Source organism: Bacillus chungangensis (assembly GCF_030812995.1).
Lineage (GTDB): Bacteria > Bacillota > Bacilli > Bacillales > Bacillaceae_C > Bacillus_CF > Bacillus_CF chungangensis.
Genome location: NZ_JAUSTT010000028.1, coordinates 1 through 21929, shown reverse-complemented (window position 1 = coordinate 21929; position 21929 = coordinate 1). Strand labels below are relative to the sequence as shown.

18 protein-coding genes and 5 pseudogenes are annotated in these 21929 nt (G+C 34.6%); 16 read left to right on the top strand and 7 right to left on the bottom strand.

Annotated elements, in window-relative coordinates:
* Positions 1–163 precede the first annotated feature (163 nt).
* The 5 genes and pseudogenes from J2S08_RS18485 to J2S08_RS18465 all read left to right on the top strand — a co-directional run.
* Positions 164–355: pseudogene (locus J2S08_RS18485) on the top strand (TnsA endonuclease N-terminal domain-containing protein); the annotation flags it as partial.
* A gap of 72 nt (positions 356–427) precedes the next feature.
* Entirely contained in the window at positions 428–1021 is a 594-nt protein-coding gene (locus tag J2S08_RS18480; protein WP_307232175.1) for a Tn7-like element transposition protein TnsE, read from the top strand.
* A gap of 494 nt (positions 1022–1515) precedes the next feature.
* Entirely contained in the window at positions 1516–2181 is a 666-nt protein-coding gene (locus J2S08_RS18475; protein ID WP_307232237.1) for a response regulator transcription factor, read from the top strand.
* Between the two features lie 13 nt (positions 2182–2194).
* Positions 2195–3604 carry a sensor histidine kinase gene (locus tag J2S08_RS18470; protein ID WP_307232173.1) on the top strand — a complete coding sequence of 470 codons (1410 nt, stop codon included), beginning with the start codon at positions 2195–2197 and terminating at the stop codon, positions 3602–3604.
* Positions 3605–3687: 83 nt separating this feature from the next.
* A protein-coding gene (locus J2S08_RS18465; RefSeq protein WP_307232171.1) for an IS3 family transposase occupies positions 3688–5048 on the top strand; the annotation gives its coding sequence in 2 pieces (ribosomal slippage) (positions 3688–4144 and positions 4144–5048; 1362 coding nt in all).
* 55 nt (positions 5049–5103) lie between these two features.
* Here J2S08_RS18465 and J2S08_RS18460 read toward each other — a convergent pair.
* Both J2S08_RS18460 and J2S08_RS18455 read right to left on the bottom strand, forming a co-directional pair.
* Complete coding sequence (locus tag J2S08_RS18460) at positions 5104–5787, bottom strand: ABC transporter ATP-binding protein (protein ID WP_307232170.1); 684 nt, start codon at positions 5785–5787, stop codon at positions 5104–5106.
* 11 nt (positions 5788–5798) lie between these two features.
* Positions 5799–7163, bottom strand: a complete 1365-nt coding sequence (locus tag J2S08_RS18455; RefSeq protein WP_307232168.1) for an ABC transporter permease — start codon at positions 7161–7163, stop codon at positions 5799–5801.
* Between the two features lie 1106 nt (positions 7164–8269).
* On the opposite strand from J2S08_RS18455, the gene J2S08_RS18450 reads away from it, so the two are divergent.
* Positions 8270–8659: a C45 family peptidase gene (locus J2S08_RS18450; protein WP_307232166.1), complete on the top strand. Its 390-nt coding sequence runs from the start codon at positions 8270–8272 to the stop codon at positions 8657–8659.
* 41 nt (positions 8660–8700) lie between these two features.
* Positions 8701–9186, top strand: a pseudogene (locus J2S08_RS18445) (C45 family autoproteolytic acyltransferase/hydolase); the annotation flags it as partial.
* Here J2S08_RS18445 and J2S08_RS22780 read toward each other — a convergent pair.
* Positions 9157–9649, bottom strand: a pseudogene (locus J2S08_RS22780) (IS1634 family transposase); the annotation flags it as partial. The pseudogenes J2S08_RS18445 and J2S08_RS22780 overlap by 30 nt on opposite strands.
* 288 nt (positions 9650–9937) lie before the next feature.
* Between J2S08_RS22780 and plsY the strand changes: the two are divergent.
* Positions 9938–10561, top strand: coding sequence for a glycerol-3-phosphate 1-O-acyltransferase PlsY (plsY, locus tag J2S08_RS18440; RefSeq protein ID WP_307232164.1), 624 nt, complete (start codon positions 9938–9940; stop codon positions 10559–10561).
* Between the two features lie 191 nt (positions 10562–10752).
* Positions 10753–11652, top strand: coding sequence for a phosphotransferase enzyme family protein (locus J2S08_RS18435; protein WP_307232162.1), 900 nt, complete (start codon positions 10753–10755; stop codon positions 11650–11652).
* A 246-nt stretch (positions 11653–11898) separates the two neighbouring features.
* Here J2S08_RS18435 and J2S08_RS18430 read toward each other — a convergent pair whose 3' ends face one another.
* From J2S08_RS18430 to J2S08_RS18420, 4 genes and pseudogenes are all read right to left on the bottom strand, one after another.
* Entirely contained in the window at positions 11899–12084 is a 186-nt protein-coding gene (locus J2S08_RS18430; RefSeq protein ID WP_307232160.1) for a hypothetical protein, read from the bottom strand.
* Between the two features lie 67 nt (positions 12085–12151).
* Positions 12152–12307 (bottom strand): transposase, encoded by a 156-nt coding sequence (locus tag J2S08_RS22640; RefSeq protein ID WP_370875716.1) that lies wholly within the window; start codon positions 12305–12307, stop codon positions 12152–12154.
* 211 nt (positions 12308–12518) lie between these two features.
* A pseudogene (locus J2S08_RS18425) lies at positions 12519–12923 on the bottom strand (GNAT family N-acetyltransferase).
* A 379-nt stretch (positions 12924–13302) separates the two neighbouring features.
* Positions 13303–14688 (bottom strand): MFS transporter, encoded by a 1386-nt coding sequence (locus tag J2S08_RS18420; RefSeq protein ID WP_307232158.1) that lies wholly within the window; start codon positions 14686–14688, stop codon positions 13303–13305.
* Between the two features lie 589 nt (positions 14689–15277).
* Between J2S08_RS18420 and J2S08_RS18415 the strand changes: the two genes are divergently transcribed.
* From J2S08_RS18415 to J2S08_RS18395, 7 genes and pseudogenes are all read left to right on the top strand, one after another.
* A complete protein-coding gene (locus tag J2S08_RS18415) occupies positions 15278–15946 on the top strand; it encodes a helix-turn-helix transcriptional regulator (RefSeq protein ID WP_307232156.1) in 669 nt (222 codons plus the stop codon).
* 224 nt (positions 15947–16170) lie between these two features.
* Positions 16171–16269: a YoaP domain-containing protein gene (locus J2S08_RS22635; RefSeq protein WP_370875718.1), complete on the top strand. Its 99-nt coding sequence runs from the start codon at positions 16171–16173 to the stop codon at positions 16267–16269.
* A gap of 484 nt (positions 16270–16753) precedes the next feature.
* On the top strand, positions 16754–17038 hold the full coding sequence (locus J2S08_RS18410; RefSeq protein WP_307232154.1) for a hypothetical protein: 285 nt from the start codon (positions 16754–16756) through the stop codon (positions 17036–17038).
* 236 nt (positions 17039–17274) lie between these two features.
* Positions 17275–18370, top strand: a pseudogene (locus tag J2S08_RS18405) (DUF418 domain-containing protein).
* Positions 18371–18583: 213 nt separating this feature from the next.
* Entirely contained in the window at positions 18584–18832 is a 249-nt protein-coding gene (locus tag J2S08_RS22630; RefSeq protein WP_370875717.1) for a GNAT family N-acetyltransferase, read from the top strand.
* Between the two features lie 296 nt (positions 18833–19128).
* Positions 19129–19923 carry a MerR family transcriptional regulator gene (locus J2S08_RS18400; RefSeq protein WP_307232152.1) on the top strand — a complete coding sequence of 265 codons (795 nt, stop codon included), beginning with the start codon at positions 19129–19131 and terminating at the stop codon, positions 19921–19923.
* Between the two features lie 310 nt (positions 19924–20233).
* Entirely contained in the window at positions 20234–21067 is an 834-nt protein-coding gene (locus J2S08_RS18395) for a CPBP family intramembrane glutamic endopeptidase (protein WP_307232150.1), read from the top strand.
* The last annotated feature ends 862 nt before the right edge of the window (positions 21068–21929 follow it).

Below are 21929 nucleotides of genomic sequence, written 5' to 3'. Positions count from 1 at the left end.
TAAAGTCGCGACTTTTATAAAAAAGTTGAGAAGCTTTGCTGTGGATTTGAAATAAAGTTGCACCGTTTATAAAAAATTAAACCGTTTTGAAAAAAGTCGAATCGTTTATAAAAAAGTTGCACCGTTTTACCCTTTAGATAATCATATCTAAAGGGGTGTTTTTATGTCGAAAAGAAAAAGAACATCTGAGATTGAACAGTGGATTAAACAAGGTCGAGGGACCGGTATTGGAGTAGATTATAAACCTTGGTTGAAGATTCAAGATGTATCTTCAAAGGGTCGTTCAACTCGTTTAAAAGGAATAAAAACAAACAGACAGCATGAATTTCTGTCGGATTTAGAACGCAATTATTACAGTAAATACTGATGCTGCATTGGAAGAGATTATTAGAAAAGCTGTAAAGAACAAAAAGCAATCTTTTAATCATTGAAACATGAATATACATCGGTACCTAAAATCAAACGAATTAAAAGTAGTTCCTCAAAGCAACGAATGAAAGAAGATGAGAATACTAAGAAATACTATGGCAGCAATGATTCAATTCGATCTACAGCAGACACTGGAGGTCGCCAATTTGCTAGAGGGTTAGAGTATCAAATGTTACATGAAATCCAGGCTCAAGGTGAACTAAAGGATTTTATTAATGTTTTAAAAGTTCTAGAACAATATCCACAAGAAAAAGCAATTCGAGCGTTTATGGATGTTTTACCGGGAGGATCAGGAGAGCGTAAGTTTACTAAATTAAGTGATGGCGTAACCAAACGACAATATGTGATTGCAGAAGTATATATGGTAAAGGGAAAACAATTTAATATTTTAGAAGTGGAGCGTGAGAGTCGTTCGTTGTCGATGCTGATTTTATCTGCTTCTTATATTCACGATTGGAAACGTATGTATAATCGTTTACTTGTAAATTTGGTGAATGATAGTGGTACTTGGACAAGTAAATCGTTGAAAAGTAGTGAAAATGAAGGAGTTACGATAATTAAGGCAAAGCATAGCTATAAAAGTTTATCATAGGGCAGAAATCTTATTAAGCAAGTTATTGTAGAATAAAAATAAGATTGAAACATTTTCCTTCTTTATCATAATAATCACCCCTTAAAAGCAGTGATGCCCAAAGAGAGGCATTTTTACATCTACTATAAGGCTTAGTCACAGGGTTGCTGCTCTAGTCCGTCATATAGTTTACATGGCAAATATCTTACATTACTGTTGTTAAATAACAATAAAGATGTTTAAACCAGTAAATAAGTTGCTACATTTATTAATGCTGTTTAAAAAGGTTAGTCATGTTAATTCATTAAAAGACCATATTGCGGAAGAGGCAAGGCTTCCTGATAGCCTAGGGATTCTAATCTAGGAGTTAAAGCCGATCCATATTAAGAAGGCAAACAAAGCATTTTGAAAAGTAAGTCCATATAGATGTTTTATGAAAATTCACAACCATATACAAATTCCATCTCCACATAAACTCCAGATAACGATGTTATAATCGTTACAAGAGGTGATAGATAATGAATGATCGTATTCTTGTGATAGAGGATGATCAAGAAATTCAAGAACTAATTAAACAATTTTTAATGGTACAGCAATATACGGTTGAAGTTGCATCAGATGGATTAGAGGGTATGAAACAATTTAATAAGCAATCCTTTGATTTAATTCTTTTGGATGTGATGATGCCAAACCTTAACGGATTTGAAGTTGCGAAAATGATTCGCAGTCAGTCAAATGTACCAGTTATTATGCTGACTGCGTTAGAAGAAGAACAAGATCAAGTGAAGGGCTTTGATCTTGGAATTGATGACTATATTACGAAGCCTTTTTCTTTTCATGTTTTGATTAGACGGGTTGAGGCAGTACTTAGAAGAAGCTATAATCAAAGCACGGATAGTCATTTAGTTTTTAAAGAAATACATGTCGATTGTGATGCATATAAAGTATATGTTAATAAGGTTGAAATACCCTTAACAACAAAAGAATTTGAAATTCTGCAACTTCTACTTAAAAACAAGAAAAGGGTACTCACAAGAGAAAGCATTGTAGAGCAAGTTTGGGGATACGAGTATCAAGGAGAAACACGATTGATTGATACGCACATTAAAAATATACGAAAAAAATTAGATTTCCCCTACATTAAAACAGTAAAGGGCATTGGTTATAAAATCGATGAATAGGATTCGTAACATCATGAAACTGAAGAAAATTACCTATAAACTCTTTATGATTACATCACTCATTTTGTTTTCTTTTGCCATCTTAATTTATTTAACTATATACTTTTTTCTCCCTACATTTTATGAAAAGTATAAAACAAACGAACTTCAAGCAGGATTACAAGAAACATTGGAAAAATCCAAATATCTTACACTTCAAGAGGCAGAACCATTTCTTAACCAATATGCAAAGAATAATAATGCAATTTTATACATCCAAAGTGAAAATGGAACAAGAGTGTACCCCTTTTCTCTATTTACCAAAGAGAGCGTTACTATAGAAAAATTAAGCGATATTAGATCAAAAGACTCATATAGTATTTATCAAGAGGTACAATTTCAAGATGTTACGTATAATCTCCACATACAGGCAACATTACAACCTATAGATGAAGCTTCAAAGGTATTAGTGCTGTTTCTACCTTATATCAGTATGATTGTAATTATTATTGGAATTGGAAGTGCCTATCTATATTCGAGGCTTATAACGAGACCTATCCTATATATTAATCAAGGTGCACAAAAAATGGCAAACCTAGACTTTTCTGAAAAAATTGAGGTTCGCTCCAATGATGAACTAGGTGAATTATCGAATAGCCTCAATGATATGTCCATTAACTTACAACAAACTATGTTCGATTTACAAAAGACGAATCATCAATTAAAAAGCGATATTGAAAAAGAAAAAGAAATAGAAACAAAACGTAGGGAATTTTTTGCAACTGTAGCACATGAATTAAAAACTCCACTTACTGTGATAAAAGGGTATGTAGAAGGAATGATGTATAATATAGGTCCGTATCAAGATCGTGACAAATACTTGAAGAAGAATTACCAAATGGTTGAAAAAATGGAGAATCTAGTTCGCGAGATTTTAAGTCTGTCAAAACTAGAACCTAATAAATTGAAACCAAAATTAGAAGAGGTAAATCTCTCCGAGCTCATTTATACCATCACTAAAAACCTAGACTTTTTTGCTAAACAAAAGAATATTCAAATTATACAACAAATCGATTCACATCTTTTTGTTTCGACAGATGGGAATCTTCTAGAAAAAGCTTGTAAAAACATTATTCATAATGCAATTATGTACTCTCCATTTGATGAAAAGGTATATATCCAACTCACTCAGAATTCACAACAATCAGACATTCAATTTCAAGTCATTAATACAGGGGTACAGATTAACGAAGAGGATATTCAACAAGTTTTTCAACCATTTTATCGAGTAGAAAAATCAAGAAATAGGAATACGGGTGGAAGTGGCTTAGGATTATATATTGTAAAACAAATTTTCGCAGCACTTTCTATTACGTACACCATGAATAATATAGAACAAAGTGTACAATTTTCAGCTACGATCCCCCCTATAATAAAGAAATAAATAAATAATCCCCCACCTCAAAGCATTGATTGAACTGCACCCCAATTGTTAGACACACATCTAACAATTGGAGGTGTAAATTAGTGGCTAAATTTACTGCGAAACAAAAGATTGAGGCTGTTCAATGTTATTTGAATGGAAGAAAAGGCTACCATTCGTTTGCTTTAAAGCTAGGAATTGATCCAAAAACATTTCACTATTGGATTAAATGTTTTGAATACCATGGTGAAAAAGCTTTTATAAAGTCCTATGCAAATTATTCTGCACAGTTTAAACTGAATGTAATTAATTACATGAATGATCAAGGTACATCTGTCAGGGAAACGGCAGCGATTTTCAATTTATCCACACCATCTCTTTTATTATTTTGGAAAAAAAAGATAGAGCGACATGGACTAGATGCCCTTGAGCCAAAGAAAAAGGGGTGTCTATCCATGAAAAAAGATAATCAAAAACAATCAAAGAAACAAGTGCCAACTGAAGAGTCAGTAAAAGCACTACAAGCTGAATTAGAGAAATTACGTATGGAAAATGCGTATTTAAAAAAGTTGAATGCCTTAGTTCAAAGCAAGGAAAAATCACCAAACAAGACAAAGCGCAAATAGTCTTTGAATTAAGGCATGAATTTCCGGTGAAAGCATTGGTGAAGCTAGCAGGGATTCCACGCAGCACATACTACTATTTAGTGAAAAAAATGAATCGTCTTGAGCCAGATGCAGATTTAAAAGAAACGATTAAAGCGATTTATGACGAACATGAAGGACGTTACGGCTATCGTCGTATTCGCGATGAATTGGCGAACCGTGGACAAAAAGTAAATCATAAAAAAATACAGCGATTAATGAAAGAGTTGGGTTTGAAATGCTTGGTACGCATGAAAAAATATCGCTCTTACAAAGGGACGGTTGGCAAGATTGCCCCGAATGTTTTGGATCGCGAGTTTAAAGCTGAAAAGCCAAATGAGAAATGGGTAACAGATATTACAGAGTTTAAATTATTTGGAGAAAAGCTCTATCTTTCACCTGTATTAGACTTATTTAATGGTGAGATTATCACCTATACAATTGGCTCTAGACCTACCTTTTCCCTTGTTTCAGAGATGTTGGAAAAGGCTTTTAAACGCTTGTCAGAAGACGATGAGCTCCTAATGCATTCCGATCAAGGCTGGCATTATCAAATGAAACAATACCGTCAAGCCTTAAAGGAACGTGGTATCACACAAAGTATGTCACGTAAAGGGAACTGTTACGATAATGCCGTAATGGAGAATTTCTTTGGGATGATGAAATCGGAGTTCCTATATTTTAAGGAATTTGAGAGTATAGATCATTTTAAACTAGAATTAGCAAAATACATCAAGTACTACAACAACAAACGAATTAAGGCAAAGCTAAAAGGTATGAGTCCGATACAATATCGAACTCATACCCAACCCGCTGCCTAATAAAATAACCGTGTCTAACTTTTAGGAGTCACTTCATGCTTAGGTGGGGGATTATTTATTTCGACATGTCTCTCACAACTAAATTCTTATTTTTAAGATAAATTGCTTTATCAGATTGTCTGGCAACTTCTTGTGAGTGTGTCACGACAATAATACATTTGTTTTCTTTATGAGCAAGATCTTTAAACAATTCAATGATTTCCATTGATGTTTCTTGATCTAGGTTTCCGGTCGGTTCATCAGCGATTAATAAATCAACATTACAAGATAATGCTCGGGCAATTGCCACACGTTGTTGCTGCCCACCACTAAGTTGCAAGATGTTTCGTTTCGCTTCTACTTCTGTGAGCCCTACCTTTTCTAATAATTCTAGTGCTCGTCCTTTTTTATTTTGCACCTTAACACCTGTAATCTCCATTGCCGTTAATACATTCTGAAGAGCGGTCATGTAGGTAATCAAATTAAACGATTGAAAGATGATGGATACATGTTGATTACGGTATCGATCTAACCCTATTTTCTGAATGTCATTTCCCTTGTAAAGTACATACCCACTTTTGGGTGCATCCAATCCACATCCTAAACTAAGAGTTGTCGTTTTCCCAGAGCCAGATGGTCCTAAAACGGTATAGAACTGTCCCGTTTGAAAAGAGAAATTGACATTGTTTAATATCGTTACTTTTTTTAGATTGCCTTCATAATAATAGTTCACATTTTTAAATTGTAAAATCGTCTCCATATAGAGTCTCCTTACTCATCTTTTAAAAGAATTTGTTTTGGATTTAAGCGTAGAATAGATAGTGCGGGAAGAATAGTTGCTAGTATGGCGATTACCAATCCAATTCCCCCTACTTTTCCGATATCTTCTCCCGTTACACTTACATCAATTTTATCGATTGTTTTTTCTTGTTTAGAGTCAATATCTGGTGGAACTTCTTCCATCATTCCTGTTGTTTCATCTTTGGAATCTGCTGCTGTAGCAATTTCATTGGAAAGTAAATTATCACCTATTACTTGAGAAACTTTAGATCCTGTTGTTAAAGATAATCCAAATGCTAAGACAGCTACAAATAATACTTCTACTAATAACTGCCCCATAAGTTTCCATTTCCTTTCGCCAATGGATAATAAAATCCCCATTTCTTTACGACGCTCTTTAATAGATAACATAATAATTAACCCTAAAATAATGGCACCTGCAATGGAAACTATATATACAATCGTTTGAGAAGTGGATGCGATATTTTTAATAGGACCAATCATTTGTTTATATAATCTTTCCGATGCATCTAATAGTAACCCATCAAAGTCAATAGTAGATTGCTTTGCTTCTTCTTTAAATGCATTAACGTGCAGTGGATCATCTAAATAATATACAGCCTCAAAAGAAGCAAACACTTCATCCTCAAATTTGTCGACAGCCTTATAGGGAACATATAGTTTATTAACTGGGTCCAATACAGGTAAACTAAATCCATCGTTTTTCTCTTTTGTTGTATAAATGCCAACTATTTCTAATTCTATAGTTTTTTCTTTATCTATTTTTGATCTTACCTTGATCTTATCTCCTACTTTTAGATTGTTTTCTTTGGCTAACCTTTTTTCAATTAAAGCAACCTCTTTACCTTGTAAATCTTTGGTGATTGGTTTTCCCTCAACTATTTTGCTTTCCCCTGTTTCAAAACTTTTGGATAATCCACTTTCCATTGTACTTTCTATAATTACGTTGGGTATCTCAACTCCTTCTGGTGGTGATATCCCCCCCATGCTTTCTTGAGATTCATCTGACCACCCGATGGGTTGAAACCCCTCAGCAACTGCAGAGGTTCTAGATGAGTAATTGTAATTTTTAACATATTTTGAAGTTGTTAATTGATCAGCTTCTTCTTCTTTTAATTCCCTATTCAACCTATTCATAGAGTTCTGAGGGTCGGTGCTTAATGTAACAGAAGCCCCTAGTTTTTTCCTTGCATTATCTGTTGCTTTATTCGATGCATTTTGGATAGAGAATCCTGCCAACACTAGGCTTATAACTATAAAAAAGATCCCCATTAAGAGTAAAGATTTTCCTTTCTTTGCTGTGATACTAAGAAATGCTCGTTTTATAAAATTCATTATTTCTTACCTCCTTGATGTCTTATATGTTATAGGAGGAATCTGGAGTATGTATGAAGTTAATCAGTAGTTTATCTAGAGATATAGGAAGTTTATATGAAGTTTATATGAAGTTTTTTAGGGGTAGCGCCACATGCCCATCAAACTAACAAAGTAAATTACTAGATTTGTTTTAAAACTAGCGAGTGATGGAAAAGTAGGCATGCCAAAGAAGCCTATTAAAACGCGATTTTTTCGCTAGGTAGCTTGCCTATGCTTCACCGTCGTTTCATACACAACCCCTAGAATTGTGGATTACAAATAAAGTCGTACCGTTCACAAAAAAGATGTACCGTTTTGAAAAAAAGTTTAACCGTTTTAGAATGATGACTATAAAGAAAATATTGTAATATCAGGGTTTATAAAATATTTTGATCGAACTTTTTTATAAAAATTGCACAACCATTCACATGAAAAGAATCCATTTTAATCAATCTTTTTTCAAAATGGATTCTTTGAGTTCCCCGTAAAATGCAGGTTCGTGCGTTATTTTTGTTCAAACTTTATTCCAAAGCTACGGGAAGAATGATGATTGGGATTTGCTGATTGAAAGTATATGGTAGTATCAATGGCTCCAAAACAAAGTCGAATTGACAGATGAGCTGAATCAGGCAATTTATAATGAGAGCTAAGGCATTGTCGATATTGCCGTAAAGCTTTTTGCTTGAAGTAGCTGTACCGGATAATCGATCTTTATCAACACTCATCATTCCTTCAAAAGGTATAATAATGGAGGACGAAGTGACCATGAGAACAAAGTTAGTTTTTGCAAGTGGGAGTTAGAGTCAATCGTTTCTGTATAACTTACAAAACATAAGGGTAAAGCACCTACAAGAATCTTATCAGCAATGGGCTGCTAGATTAATTAAAATTTTATGAATCCTATTTTTTGGTACGCTCTTCTCTGTTGTAGCAAACTTAAATACATTAGATATAAACAGAGCTGAGGGACTACCAAACAGAGCGAAATAAATATCAGATAGACGATTGATAGATGCCGTTTCAAAAGGGACACCTTATGTATTACCACGATATTAATCATTAATTTGGACTGGAGAGAGACAAATATGAAAGATTCAATTCAAGCTTATTTTTCTTTTCTTGAAGGCAACAGCTACGATATTGGTAGAAGGCAAGGGGAAGAAATAAAAAAGATTCCTGATGCAATGAATGCAGTTTTATTATCCGAACCAATAGATGAGGCGAAATTTAAGGATATGGAAAAACTAATGAACCAGTATTGTCCTGGTTTAATCGAAGAATTACAAGGGTTTGCAGATTCACTAAATGTAAAGCCTAGTTATCTTAATTTCTTTGATGAAGCTTTGTTACAACCAGGTGGATGTAGTTTGGGTGCCGTTTTACCGTCTAAAACAAATGATAGTAAAACCTATGTCCTTAGAAACTACGACTTGTCACCAGCAATATCTGATATAGACTCTGTACAACAAAAGTAAAGGGCAAATACAGTCACACCGGATTCTCCGTTTCTAATTTTGGTCGAAGTGAAGGCTTTAATGAAAAGGGGTTCTGTGTAGCTTTTGCCTCTTGTGGTATGCCAGTTGGAAAACATCTAGGAATGAAAAAGCCTATCATAAAAGGACTACAGTTTATAGTAATAGTCAGAGCTTTACTTGAAAATTGTAAAGACGTTGAGGAAGGAATTTCTTATTTAGAGGAAATGCCTATTGGAACAAATATGAATTTGCTTCTGGCAGATACCAATGGTAACGCAGCTTTAATAGAAACTTATGATGGGGAAAGAGCTGTAGAAAGAGTCAATAATAAATCAGAATTCATTATTGCAACTAACCATGCGCTATTTCCCAATATTTCAAGAAAAGAGAATGGAATGTTGGAACAGTCCAGAGTACGTTATGATTTAATGGAAAACAATTTTAAAAGCAATGATTTTATTTCGAAGAACCACCTACTAAGTTTGACATTAAAAGAGTTTATTGTTAAACTTTCTCTTATCTGTTGATGCAAGTCCGGCATCAGCGTAGGCAATGAATTTTGATAATTCGAAATCTAATAGTATCTTTTTTTCTAAAGGATATAAGGTTAGCTCGTTGGTGTTTCCTCTGTTGATGTTAAAGGCGGGCGGAATGCTGTCACCATCCATGAAAAGATCTATTTGGACAATTGGATTAGGGCAGTGTTCTTTCGATGGACCGTATTGTTTCAGACCTTTCTCTTGCTCAAGCTCAAAGAAGTAATTAGTGCAATCGTAGTAAAGAACAGCTGTATTTCTTTTTAATATTTTCAGACTATTTTTATATTATTCAGACTGTATAAAATCATTTTCCTTAGCAATGACTTCTAGTACTCTTGGATTTCGAAATCTGGTTGCTCAATAAATGTTGATGAAAGTTGGGTTTGAAGTTTGGATGACGGAAAAATACGTAGATTAAATGAGAGAGTATAGAATTCAGATTAAAGGAAAACATCACAAAGAATGACAAAGTACAGGGGAAAACAGCGTTATTTATGTAAAGAGTGTGGAATGAACTTCATAGTTGGCAATGAAAGAAGCAATGAAAAAATAGCAGCACTAAAAGCATTGGTAATACTATTCTATTCGCTTGGTATAGGTTCATAACATGCTTTGCAAGATATTTGGCCGTAGTCGTTCATTGATATACCGGTGGGTAAAGGAGACGGTTTGGGAATGGATGAACCCTGTATTATGGAGAAATAAAAGAAAATGAGAATAATCCCAAAGGAGAAGAGTGATGATTGATATTTTAAAGCTTTTTGTGGCCTTAGCTTTGGGCTACCTTTTAGGCAGCCTTAATACAGCGGTGATTGTAGGGAAAATATACGGCAAGGACATAAGAAGCCATGGAAGCAAAAGCGCCGGGCTTACCAATACTCTGAGGGTACTTGGGAAATCTGCAGCGGTGTTTGTTCTTGCGGCAGATATATTAAAAGGGATAATTGCCTGTCTTATAGGCTTGTTCCTTAGCGTTTACTTTTATTCGGGAGAGGCTAAAGATTGCGTAAGCCTTTTAGCTGCAGGCGCAGGAGCGGTTATAGGGCATAACTGGCCGGTATATTTTGGGTTTAAAGGGGGCAAGGGAGCACTTACAGCAGTGGCTGTGCTGTTTATGGTTAACTGGGTTATGGCCCTTTTATGCCTTGGCTTATTTGTGATAATAGTAGCTTTTACCCGTTATGTTTCTTTAGGCACAATATGTGCTACAATGCTTTTTGCGGCTATTTCATTTATTCCTGTTTTTGGGAATACTTTATATTTTTATATATTTGCTTGCCTAATGGCGTTTATAGTTATTTTCAGGCATATGGAAAATATACAAAGGCTGCTTTCAGGAACAGAAAATCAACTTAGTTTTTGACTTTTTGCGGCGTTGAGCATGTCGTCAGAATATAAAAATTCAAATACGGCACTTCTCAAAAGGCTTATTTAAGCGCGATTTTGGACCTATATGATGGCTCGATTGTCAGTCATTTTCTCGGTCAATCTAACAATAATGATTGGTATTGAAGACAGTTGATTTAGCAATTTAGAGTTAAAGGGGAAAACAGGATGCAAGAAAATCGTGTTAGGTTGAATGGAGGATTTAATAACGACGTTTTTTATATCGAAGAGAAAGAAAGGGTAGTTAGAATTTCTGAAAAGAGTAAGATAAAGAAGATGGTTTTACAAGAAATAGAGTGGATGAATTTTTTATATGAAAAAGGTGTACTTGCACCTAAGCCAGTAATTCCTTTAGAGTGTGAGGAAGAACGGGTTAAAACGTATTTTGAATTTATTAAGGGCGATCAAATTAATGTTACAAATAAATCCCACTGGAATGAAAAAACTTTTGAAAAACTTGGGAAAAATTTAGGAAGAATGCATGCGCTATCCAAAGATTTTAAAGTACAAGCAATACAACGTCCTGAATGGAAAGTTGAAAATCCTGATGTCTTTGATATTAGAAGAAAGTTAGACCCATGGATTAGGGAAAAATATGAAAAGTTGGTATACAGTCTAACTTCATATATTATTACTCCTGATACTTTCGGACTTATTCATAATGACTATCATCAAGGAAACTTAATTATTAATGAGGAAGGTCGTATAACTACAATTGACTTTGATGACTGCTCATTTAATTGGTATGCTCAAGATATTGCAGTAGCTTTCTATCATGCTTATTGGCAACATAACTCCTTCAATGGCAATACACATTCTTTTTGTGATATATTTATGAGTAAATTTTTTGCAGGATATAAAACAGAAAATACGCTTCATAAGGATATAATGATACAAATTCCTATTTTCTTAAAAATAAGAGAGATATATTTGTATCAATTATTCATACAAAAATGGGATACGAATAATTTAGAAGAATGGCAAGAATATACCTTACATAGCTTAGAAGACAAAATCAATAATCAAGTTCCATATGCAGGTATTAATGACTTTTCTATTTTTTTTTAGAATTCTCGACATGTACATTATATTTTGTTAATGCACTAACGGGTACTTTTCTTAAATAGGTGAAGAATATTATTCATTCCTCTAATTCAATCATTAACATTCATTTGTTTTCTGATAGAAGAATGTTCATTTCAGGCGTTTCAATCAATTTCACTTCAATTTGATTTAGGTAAGACATAATATCCATTCCCATTTCCCTCATATGACGTTGTACGGCCTTACGATTAATAGTTATTCCGCTGTTGTTTAAGCAACGGTAATTCGCGTGGTACCGAAATAGGGATGTTTGGTATAAATTTCATCAATTTTATGCTTAATGAATATTTCCTCAGGAGAAGGCTCAACAGGCTTATAATACAAGCTAGAACGATTAAGCCCAAGCAGCTCAGCCTGAGTGGTGATTGGTAGCTCTTTATCATCCCAATCAATCATTTAAATACGTTCAACTTTCATATTCTGCCCTTCATTTGATCCGCTTTTTTATTTTCTTTAGCGAAGATCAAAGGCATTTGTTCAAGAAATGCATTCCTCCATTGTCGAATTTAATTGACGTGAATTCATGAGATGAAGCAATTTCATTCATGGTCTTTTCTTCCTTAAGGACCTCTAGAACGACTTGAGATTTAAATTCTGGTGTATATCGTTTTCTCTTCATAAATCTACTTTAACATCTCCTCATTTCGTGTCTAGTTTCTTGGGTCCATTATATTTATTCCAAGCTTGTGTTCACGAATAATAAAGTTGTTTAAAAAAATATCAAGAAAAAATCCTTAAAAATAAAGAAGAAAACATATTTCACATGACTAATATGTTTTCTCCTTTTATTCAAATTAAAGTGCTCTTTTCTGGAACAACAATATGTCTTTTTAATGATTTTTCATCCACTCTGACTTATTCAATATATAGTGATTATATAATTCATTTTCTATAGTCTGTTGACTCAGATAAGTAAATCCACATTTTTCAATAACTTTATTTGATAGAACGTTGTTAATGAAAGCTACTGCGTTAATGACATCTAAATTTGTATTTGTAAACAAATAGTTAATCAATCCTTTAGACGCTTTAGTAGCGTATCCTTTCTTTTTATATTTACTTGAAATGGCATAATCATTTCTCTATTCGGTGAAGGTAGCTTCATCTTTAATGCCTGTACAGCACCAACCAATAAATTCATCTGTTTCCTTAATAAATACCCCTATTTTTAAAAAATGACCATCTATGTTTGATGTTTTTACAATGGCATCAAGAAAGGCTTTATTTGCCGGTATTTCATAATTGTTTCATCTTTATTTTATAGCTACATAAAGAAGAATCAATATGGAAGTACAGTTTTGTGGGTAATATGTGTGAGAAACAAGTTTCTACCATTCAATTAAATTTCATTTTTTATTCAAACTGGAGTTTTTGTGTGGACTGCTTAATAAGGTTTTATGAATTCATTTTTATAAAAAATCCAGATCAACACTAGTCCCATATTTAGATTGTTAACAACCATACTCTCCATTTCTTCTGTTCTGCCCTCATTTTTAAAATCAAGAGTTATCATAAGCAGATAACTCAATAACTTTTTTCACAGTTTACTCTCAACTGATTAAAGCTGAAGCATACATTAAGAAAGAACGCTAGTTGATGGAATGTTATCCAAAATTACGACATTATATTGGTCGATTGGTCTGCGGACTGGGCCTGCTTGGTTCGCACGCTTGCAAACAAGCTCAGCAAAATCAATGCAAGATTGAACGTCATGGCGAATGTAATTCCGGCTTCTAATGACATTCCAGCGGTTTGACTCATCGCGATGATAGCACCGCCAATTCCGACTGCAACGCCGGGCGTAAACGAGTCGGCAAATTGTAAGCTTCCGGAAACTTGTCCGGATTCCCCCTCTTTAGCGAGAGAGAAAGCGACCGTACTGCTAACGGTATGAGCTAAACCAATCCCGATACCCGTAACGATTTCACCGAGTACTGCTAATACGATGTTGATGGCAGGAATCCAAACCATAATTGCGATCCCTACGATCATCAGCAGTATACCGGCGATGATCCGTTTATTCCGGCCTCGCCCTTGGTCAGCCGCATCCCAACGAGCCTGCAAAATCGCCACGATACACCAGCTAAGCGCCGCGCTTGCCACGATGAGCCCGGCTCTGTCAGCGGCCAATCCTTTCGTATCCGTCAAGGCGAGCACCAGAAAGTTCTGCGTACAGACATAAGCAGCGAAGAATAAACCGCGGGAGGCGATGAGAGACGATAATCCTGAACGAAATGTCAACGTACCTTTTGGCAGCAGCTTGCGGAGGGGCTGTGCCATAAGAGATAAGCCGACAAGCAGAAGTACAATTCCTAATATTTTGGGAAGCATGCCGAGTCCGCTTAAGAAAAGCCCTGTCCCGATCGCAAGCAGCACGGACAACCCAATGACCCCTGTTTCATTTTTCTCTTGAACGCTAGGCATTTTCAATTTACGGAATACAGGCATACTGAGGAGCACCGCCAGAAGCAAAAAAGGAAGAACCCCCCAAAAAACGAACCGCCAGGAAAAATGTTGGGCAATAAGCCCAGCAACATAAGGACCGAGCATCGAAGGCAGCACGTAAGCTGTGCCGAGAGCGCCCAAAATTTTAGCGCGCAGCTCATCCGGGTAACTTAAAGAGATGGCTGTGTATATGCATGTATACATGGCGCCTGCACCAAATCCTTGCATAGCGCGTGACCCGATCAAAACATACATGTTGTTTGCAACAGCAGCGATGATTAAACCGACTGCAAATATTAGAATAGCCATAGTAAAAAGCAAAGCAGGCCCTTTCCTGTCAATTTGGCGACCTATAACCAAGGTACCGACAATTTGCGCGAGTAGATAAGCACTGAATATCCAACCGAAAAGATGAATTCCGTGCAGATCGCCAGCAATGACTGGGGCAACCGTTGTTACGGCTAATCCTTCAAACCCGATAGTCATTGAAGCTAAAATGATACCGATCGTTAATGCAAGATAGCGTGTTCCAAAAATGCTTTGCGTTGAAGACATCCTGTTCACCTTCCATCATGTAATAGCCTCTCAGCATATGCCGAGGCAGATGGGACAAAGAGTTTCTTATCCCATCCAATGATTTACCTCTAATTTGCAGAGGATTTAATAAAATTGGTTTAAAGCTCCATGTTTCTTAAAAAATCCCCGGCCCTTTACTACAGTAAATAAGATGAATTAGTATGAAACCGTTTTTATTTTCCACGATATGTACCAATTCGTTGTCATGGAGCAACTAAAAAAGCACTTATGGAGGGCACTGATATTGGTTTGTCTACATTAACTTATCCTGCTTATTTTCCCAATGATAGCTAAAGCAGATATTTCTATGTACCCTCCGAGCTTCTTTATCATGTACTTTTCTTGAAAATAAGTTTGAACATGGTCCCCTTTATGTTTTCTTTTTTAATTTTTTTCCAGTTGTTTTCTAAAGATCACTCCTTATAGGCCTTTAAATTCCGAGAGTCTATTATTCAGTATCCGAATACTTTCTAAACAAAGATCTTTAGAAATAAGATATCCCGACTTTTTGACTTTGTCAATATTTTTCTTTATAATCTATTTAGAACCAAAATTGAAGGTGAATGGAATGAAAAAAAGGAATTCGCGCGCAAAAGAAGGTACCGAAAGAACAAGAAGATCCATTGTTAAATTGCTCAAACATAATGGGTCTATGGATGCCCTCCAATTGGCGAATCAGCTCGGGGTTACTGCAATGGCAGTGCGGCAGCATTTATATGATTTGCATGAACAAAGGTTGGTCACTTTCACGGAAGAATCAAGGAATATGGGGCGGCCTGCGAAGATGTGGGCGCTTACCCCTGAGGCGAATAAGCTATTTCCGGACGGGTACGCCGATCTGACAGTTAGTTTGATTGAATCCATGAAAGAAGCGTTCGGAGACGAAGGTTTGGAGAAACTGCTGGAGATTCGTAACCAAAAACAAGTCATGGATTACCGAAACAAAGTTCCTGCGAACCTTCCGTTGAAGGAAAAATTAAAGGCTCTTGCGGAATCGCGAACAGCTGAGGGGTTTATGGCCGATGTAATAGAGAACCCCGATGAATCCTTTTATTTTGTGGAGAAGCATTGCCCGATTTGTGAAGCGGCGAAAGCATGCACCAGTCTTTGTAGGAAGGAATTAGAAATGTTCCAACATGTCCTTGGCGACGGTGTTAAGATCACTAGAGAAGAGCATATCTTGAAAGGCAATAACCGTTGTGTGTATTGGATTAAATCGGGAGAGACATCTGGGTGAATTTGTACATTCATTTGGGATGCCAATTTGAAAAAAAATGAAGTTTACTAGCAGAGAAGAAAGCTAGCAAACAAGAGGATCAAAAGCCCGTCGGTCTGGAATTGCTAAAGCTTGGCGAATCCTGTACGCTCATTGAAAAGGAGTGAAGAAGTAATACGTACGCTTCTACAAGTGAGTAAGTTGCAGAAAACTTTGGGTCTGAAGAATAAGAACAAAATGCGCTTATTGTTTGGACGATTTTTGGCCTGTTTTATGATGAGGACTTGATAACGCATGGAATGATGAGTGCTAAATCTATTATAAAAACAATTATAATCAATTAATAAATAGTACTTGAGTTAAACAAATGAAACATTAAAAATGATCAAACTTTATTATAAAGCCGAAGATGATCCTAAAAGTTCTTTTTCCTAAGTAACGGGAAAACTGAGCGAAGAGACCGGAGAAACAATATGAATCTGGGTGTTTTTCAATCATCATCCATTCGTATTTCACAATCTACATTTAATACAAATAGAGGCTGAATCCATACGGGTTCAGTCTTTTTCTTTATGTTCGAAAAAATGCTTAATCTCTTATTTAATAAAGATTCGTATGTTTTTTCAAACCTCCGATATAGAAACAAAATGGGGTACGGAATAGAAAAAACTAAACACTTAACCATTGAAAATTGTGATATAGCTTAAAATCAACATTATTTACATCTAATGCTATCAAAAGATTAGTACAAATTTTTTATATAAATCTTGATTTTATTAAAAGAATCAATTAGCATTTACTTACCGGTCGGTAAAAGGAACGTAGAAAATGAGTAATAAAGTAGATATCTATAATCTTATTGTAGAAACAGCATATAAGATGTTTTCTAAAAATGGTTTTGAAAAAACAAGTTTATCAATGATAGCTAAAGAAGTAGAATTTCGAAGCCAGCATTCTAAAGATAAAATAATTAACGTCTTATTTGAAGAAATTTGTAAAAAATCGAACTTCCATATACTTTTACATTTTAAAAATATAAATGCTGAGGGCTTCAAACAATTTATGTTATCCATTGGTTATCAAATGATAGTAGAGCAGGAGATTGATGATTAGCTATTCGAAATGAGAAGTATCTAATCGGTTGTATGAGATTCAAAAAGGCTTTTATGACTTAGTGAATGATGGAGTGAAAATTGGTGCAGTTGAAACCCAAGAATATAGAACTAAAAGCTCATATGCTTGTGATGGTAATTGATAATATTAGTAACCTCATATTGATTGGATTCCAATTAGATGATAGAGGAAATATAGAAAGAGACTATTCATAGTGTACTTAAGGGGGAACAATGATGACCAAACACTCACAATATAAACGTATTGAAGGATTAGATTTCGCTAGGGCCTTGGCTATGTTTGGAATGCTTATTGTTAACTATACAATTATTATGGGAGCGGGAGGAAATGGGCCGTATTGGCTTGTATGGTTTACTGAGCTTTTTGAAGGAAGAGCATCAGCCGCTTTTGTAGTGTTGGCGGGGATCGGAGTTGCTTTAATGACAAGAAAAGCTAGAAATGGAGGTTCTCCTTCTTTCATTTAGAGAAAATAGAGTCAAATTATGGAAACGTTCAGCTTTTCTATTTATTCTAGGTTTACTTTTATATGTGACAGGTTGGACTGGAGATATACTACATTATTATGGTGTTTATATGCTAATCGCATCATTCCTTATAGTAGCTTCTACCAAGCTGATTGTCATGTTATCTAGTCTCTTTTTATTACTTTCGCAAATCTTACAAGTGACAATTGATTATATGAAAGGATGGCACCCTGAACAACCATTTATGGAATATCTTGATTTCTGGACCATAGAAGGTTTTATAAGAAATCTTTTGTTTAATGGGTATCATCCAGTATTCCCTTGGATATGTTTCTTTTCGCTGGGAATGATCCTTGGCAGACTTGATCTATCTAAGAAAGTTGTAAGAAAAAAAATGTTGGTTATTTCTGTATTTTTACTAATATTAACGGAGTTGCTTTCAAAAGTTTTATTACGACTATCCTTGTCGATATTAGATGTAAATAGTGCAGAATTTCTGTTCCAAACTGGGCCAATTCCCCCAAACATCTTATATATTTTATCTAATTCCTCTTCAGCAATCATTGTCATCGTTTCTTCTATTTATATCGCAGAAAAGTTCGCTGGACATTGGTTTACAAAATCACTTATTAAAACAGGACAATTAACATTAACTCACTATGTAAGCCATGTATTCATCGGTATTGGCATATTAGTTTTATTAAATAGATTAGAAAACCAAACGTTAGCATTTTCACTAATATTCACTATACTATTTTTTGTGGTGAGCATTTTATTATCTGTTTTATGGAGCAGTAAATTTAAAAGAGGACCAATTGAATGGGTTATGAGAAAAATAACAAATTAATATTGTAGTAGTGGAAGTGAATTTCTGTTACATAAGGGATAACAATTATAAAAAAGAGCGACTGATCTAACAATTGAAGTGTAAATTAGTGGCTAAGAACAAACAGAGTAAATTTTCGTGGAGGAACTTCAAAAGCTTTGGAAAATGGAAAGTGTTTAAAATGTCCATTGGGCTATATTTATTTGACTATAAACCAAAAAACGAAAATGCTATATTGCCGATGTTGTTGTCCATCCAGAACATCGCAGCAAAGGAGTAGCAAAGCTGCTAATGCAGTGGGCGCAGGATATTGTACAAGCAGAGCCAAACCTCGATAGGTTAAGTTTACACGTTTCAGGTAAAAATCCAAGAGCTAAGGATTTATACGAGAAATTATCATTCCATACTCACTTACAAGAGAAGAGTATCATCTGGCATTTTCTATTCAATAAAAAGGAATGGTATTATATGGTATGGAGATAACATTGGACGCTGTATACTTTAACTACCTGCAGAAAAACTAACTACACTCTGTTATTGCACTAACCGGGCAGATATTTTTTATTTATCTTATTTTGGCTCATCGGACGCCCCCAGGAAAGCGCCTAGTAGGAACGGAAATCAACCCTACGTTATGGTGAAGAGCCCTAATTTTGTAAGATGTCGAATTTTTTTTGATGCCAAACTTAGTTATTATTATAAACCTATATTTTATTTTTCGACGTACTGATAATATGAAATACCATAAAAAATATGTAGCAACGATAAAGGAGAATATAATGTACACAATTGGACAAGTAGCTAAATTTTTAGGTGTATCTAGAGATACCTTGAAATTTTATGAAGAAAAGGAATTAGTAAAGCCAAAGCAAAATATTGAAAATGGGTATAGAAAATATAATCATTTTGATATCTATGATATAACAACAGTAAATTTCTATAGAGAAATTGATATTGAAATTAAAAAAATCCAGGAATTAAGAAAAAGTAAGAGTATTGAGGGAATAAAATCATTATTAGAAGAGAAAGAACAAGAGGTCTTAGAGGAAATAGAATATAAAAAGCTTCTTTTAAAAAAGCTTCAGTTAGTAAAAGAAGATTGTGAAAAAATTAAACAATTTTTAGGAGAATACATAGTAATAGAAATGAAGCCTTTAGAAATAAAAGGAGAAATAGAACATTATACTGCGTATGATAAATATGAAACTATAAAAAAGAATGCAGACAGCTTAAAAAAAGCTGTTACTCTCACATCTTTAAGAAGAGTCATCAATTTCAATGAAGAAGGTATTTTAGAAGATAAGTTTATAATTGTAAGAAAAGTAGAAGACCTTGATGAAGAAATAGAAGGTGAAATTTTATCCCATCCAAAATGTATTTATACAGTTATTGAAGATGGAAGATGGTCCACTGGTGGAAAAAATATTGACCATAACGTGGAAGCTAGTTTAAGAAAAGTAGCAATAGAAAAAGGGTATGAACTTTTGGGGCTAGTTTATATCAATCTATTACTTACCACTTATGAAGATGGACTTGAACGTATATTTTTAGAGATTTATGCACCTATAAAGTGAAACTTTAATCAGTGGGGTTTTCTTCATCCCAAAAGGATAGAGGAACACAAACTAAAACCTTCACATCCTGTGAAAACGCTTGTGTGACCAACATCCTGTTGCCCCGAACGATTCGGAATTTTACGGGCAGTTAACCTACCATTTTTGTTTTCGCTGAATTTTGAGGTGGAGGCTTACTTCCCGTTAATGCGAGATAAAATAATGCAGACATGTATTGACCTGTGAGTAACCCCTAGGTTTAAGCTGAAGGTATTCGTAAATATGAGCGCTATATATTTACGAAATACTTAGTTTGAAGCGGGGAATATGAATGAATAGAGAAAAGAAACTAAAAAAACCAGTAGCAAGTTTTATTCTACTAACCAATATCATTTTTTTGCCACTTTTTTGTCTTGTAGGAGTTATAAGCATGTTAGGATTTCCTAAATGGTTTTTTGATGTAATGCTCTGTATATCAGCTTGGTCCTCAACCTTTGCTTTTGCTATACTATTTAAAAAAATCTATCCTGGGCAAAGTTTTATACAATTTGTAAAAGATAAATTCAACAATAAACTTAAATTTTCTGTGATTCTTACTGTGATTATGATTCAAACCTTCATATTTTTGATGATTTTGTTTCTCGTATCGAATAATAGTGAAGTAGACTCTATTTTTACGATTTCTTCATGGGGAATGCTAATCTATTTCTTTTTTAAAAACCTTCTTGCAGGGCCACTAGGAGAAGAAATAGGGTGGAGAGGTTTCGCTCAAATTGAACTCCAAAAGAAGCATTCGCCATTAAAAGCTTCGATAATCATAGGATTTTGGTGGGGTATGTGGCATCTACCCATATGGTTTACTACAGGGTTTGTGGGCGTTGATTTAATAAAATATATTTTATTCTTTATGATTTCGCTCACATCCACTAAGATCGTCATGACAGCATTTTATAACTTAAATCAGAATTTAATCATCCCAATCATCATCCACCAATTCTTTAATTTTTTTATTGGCATAATAAATGGAAACTTAATCGATTTAATCATGTATAACGCAATTTTTTATTTAGTAGTAGCAGTTTTAATCATCATTATAAATCCAAAGAAAGTATTGTATGGAAAGGAAGATACAAACGTTATTCATGGAAAGCGTTACATGATTTAGTGATAGTTTGTACAGCTATACACGGGAGCATTAGTTGAAAAGGTTTCATAAAATTTTATTTTCAAGCTACATCAAGAGAAGCTAATAGTTGGTTAGAGGATATATTCGGAAAGCCATGCTTATATATTGAAGTATTTACGTTAATTAAAGACAATATTAAACCATTTGATCAAATGCTGACTAATTAAAATTAAGGTCGGCATTTTCGTTTTTAACAGTAAACGCATACCTAAAATTACCATCAAAATCAAATTGAGGCTCATCACCATAACGAGGATTGATTTCTGTTTTATTTTGAATTTATATATTATTTCTAAATAAGGGGGAATTATACGTAAACGTATTATATTCATAACGATTGCGGTGAACAGCAAAACTTCAACAGGGTTATAATTGCTAACAAATGAACAAATCTTGTGGAATACGGAGGAGAAATAGATGAAGAGAAAAATTTGGTTGTCTTACCCTTACCAGATTTTGCATCAGAGATTGGTCGATAGATATGGTGTTTGGAAGATGTAGCCTACGCCAACGGAAATCGTTCTTTCAGAAGCAACTGGTATACAAGCAGCAATAACTATTAATACAGATATTTCAATTGAAAAGTTTTAAACTAATTGAATGCAAACAATTGGATACTCTTCTTTAAAGACCTTAAGAAGTGGAGGCAAATCTATCCTTCAGGTAACCGTCAAATAGGTTCCACCTATTAACTATTAAAAAAATATGAGCTAACCTCCTCTAGATACATTTTGAGGAGGTTTTTCCATGTGCGACGGGCAGTCGCACCTTGTGTAGCTTTGCTACACAAATGAATTGTTAAAGGTTGGAATACGTTACCTAGGTAAAAACGATTCCCGAA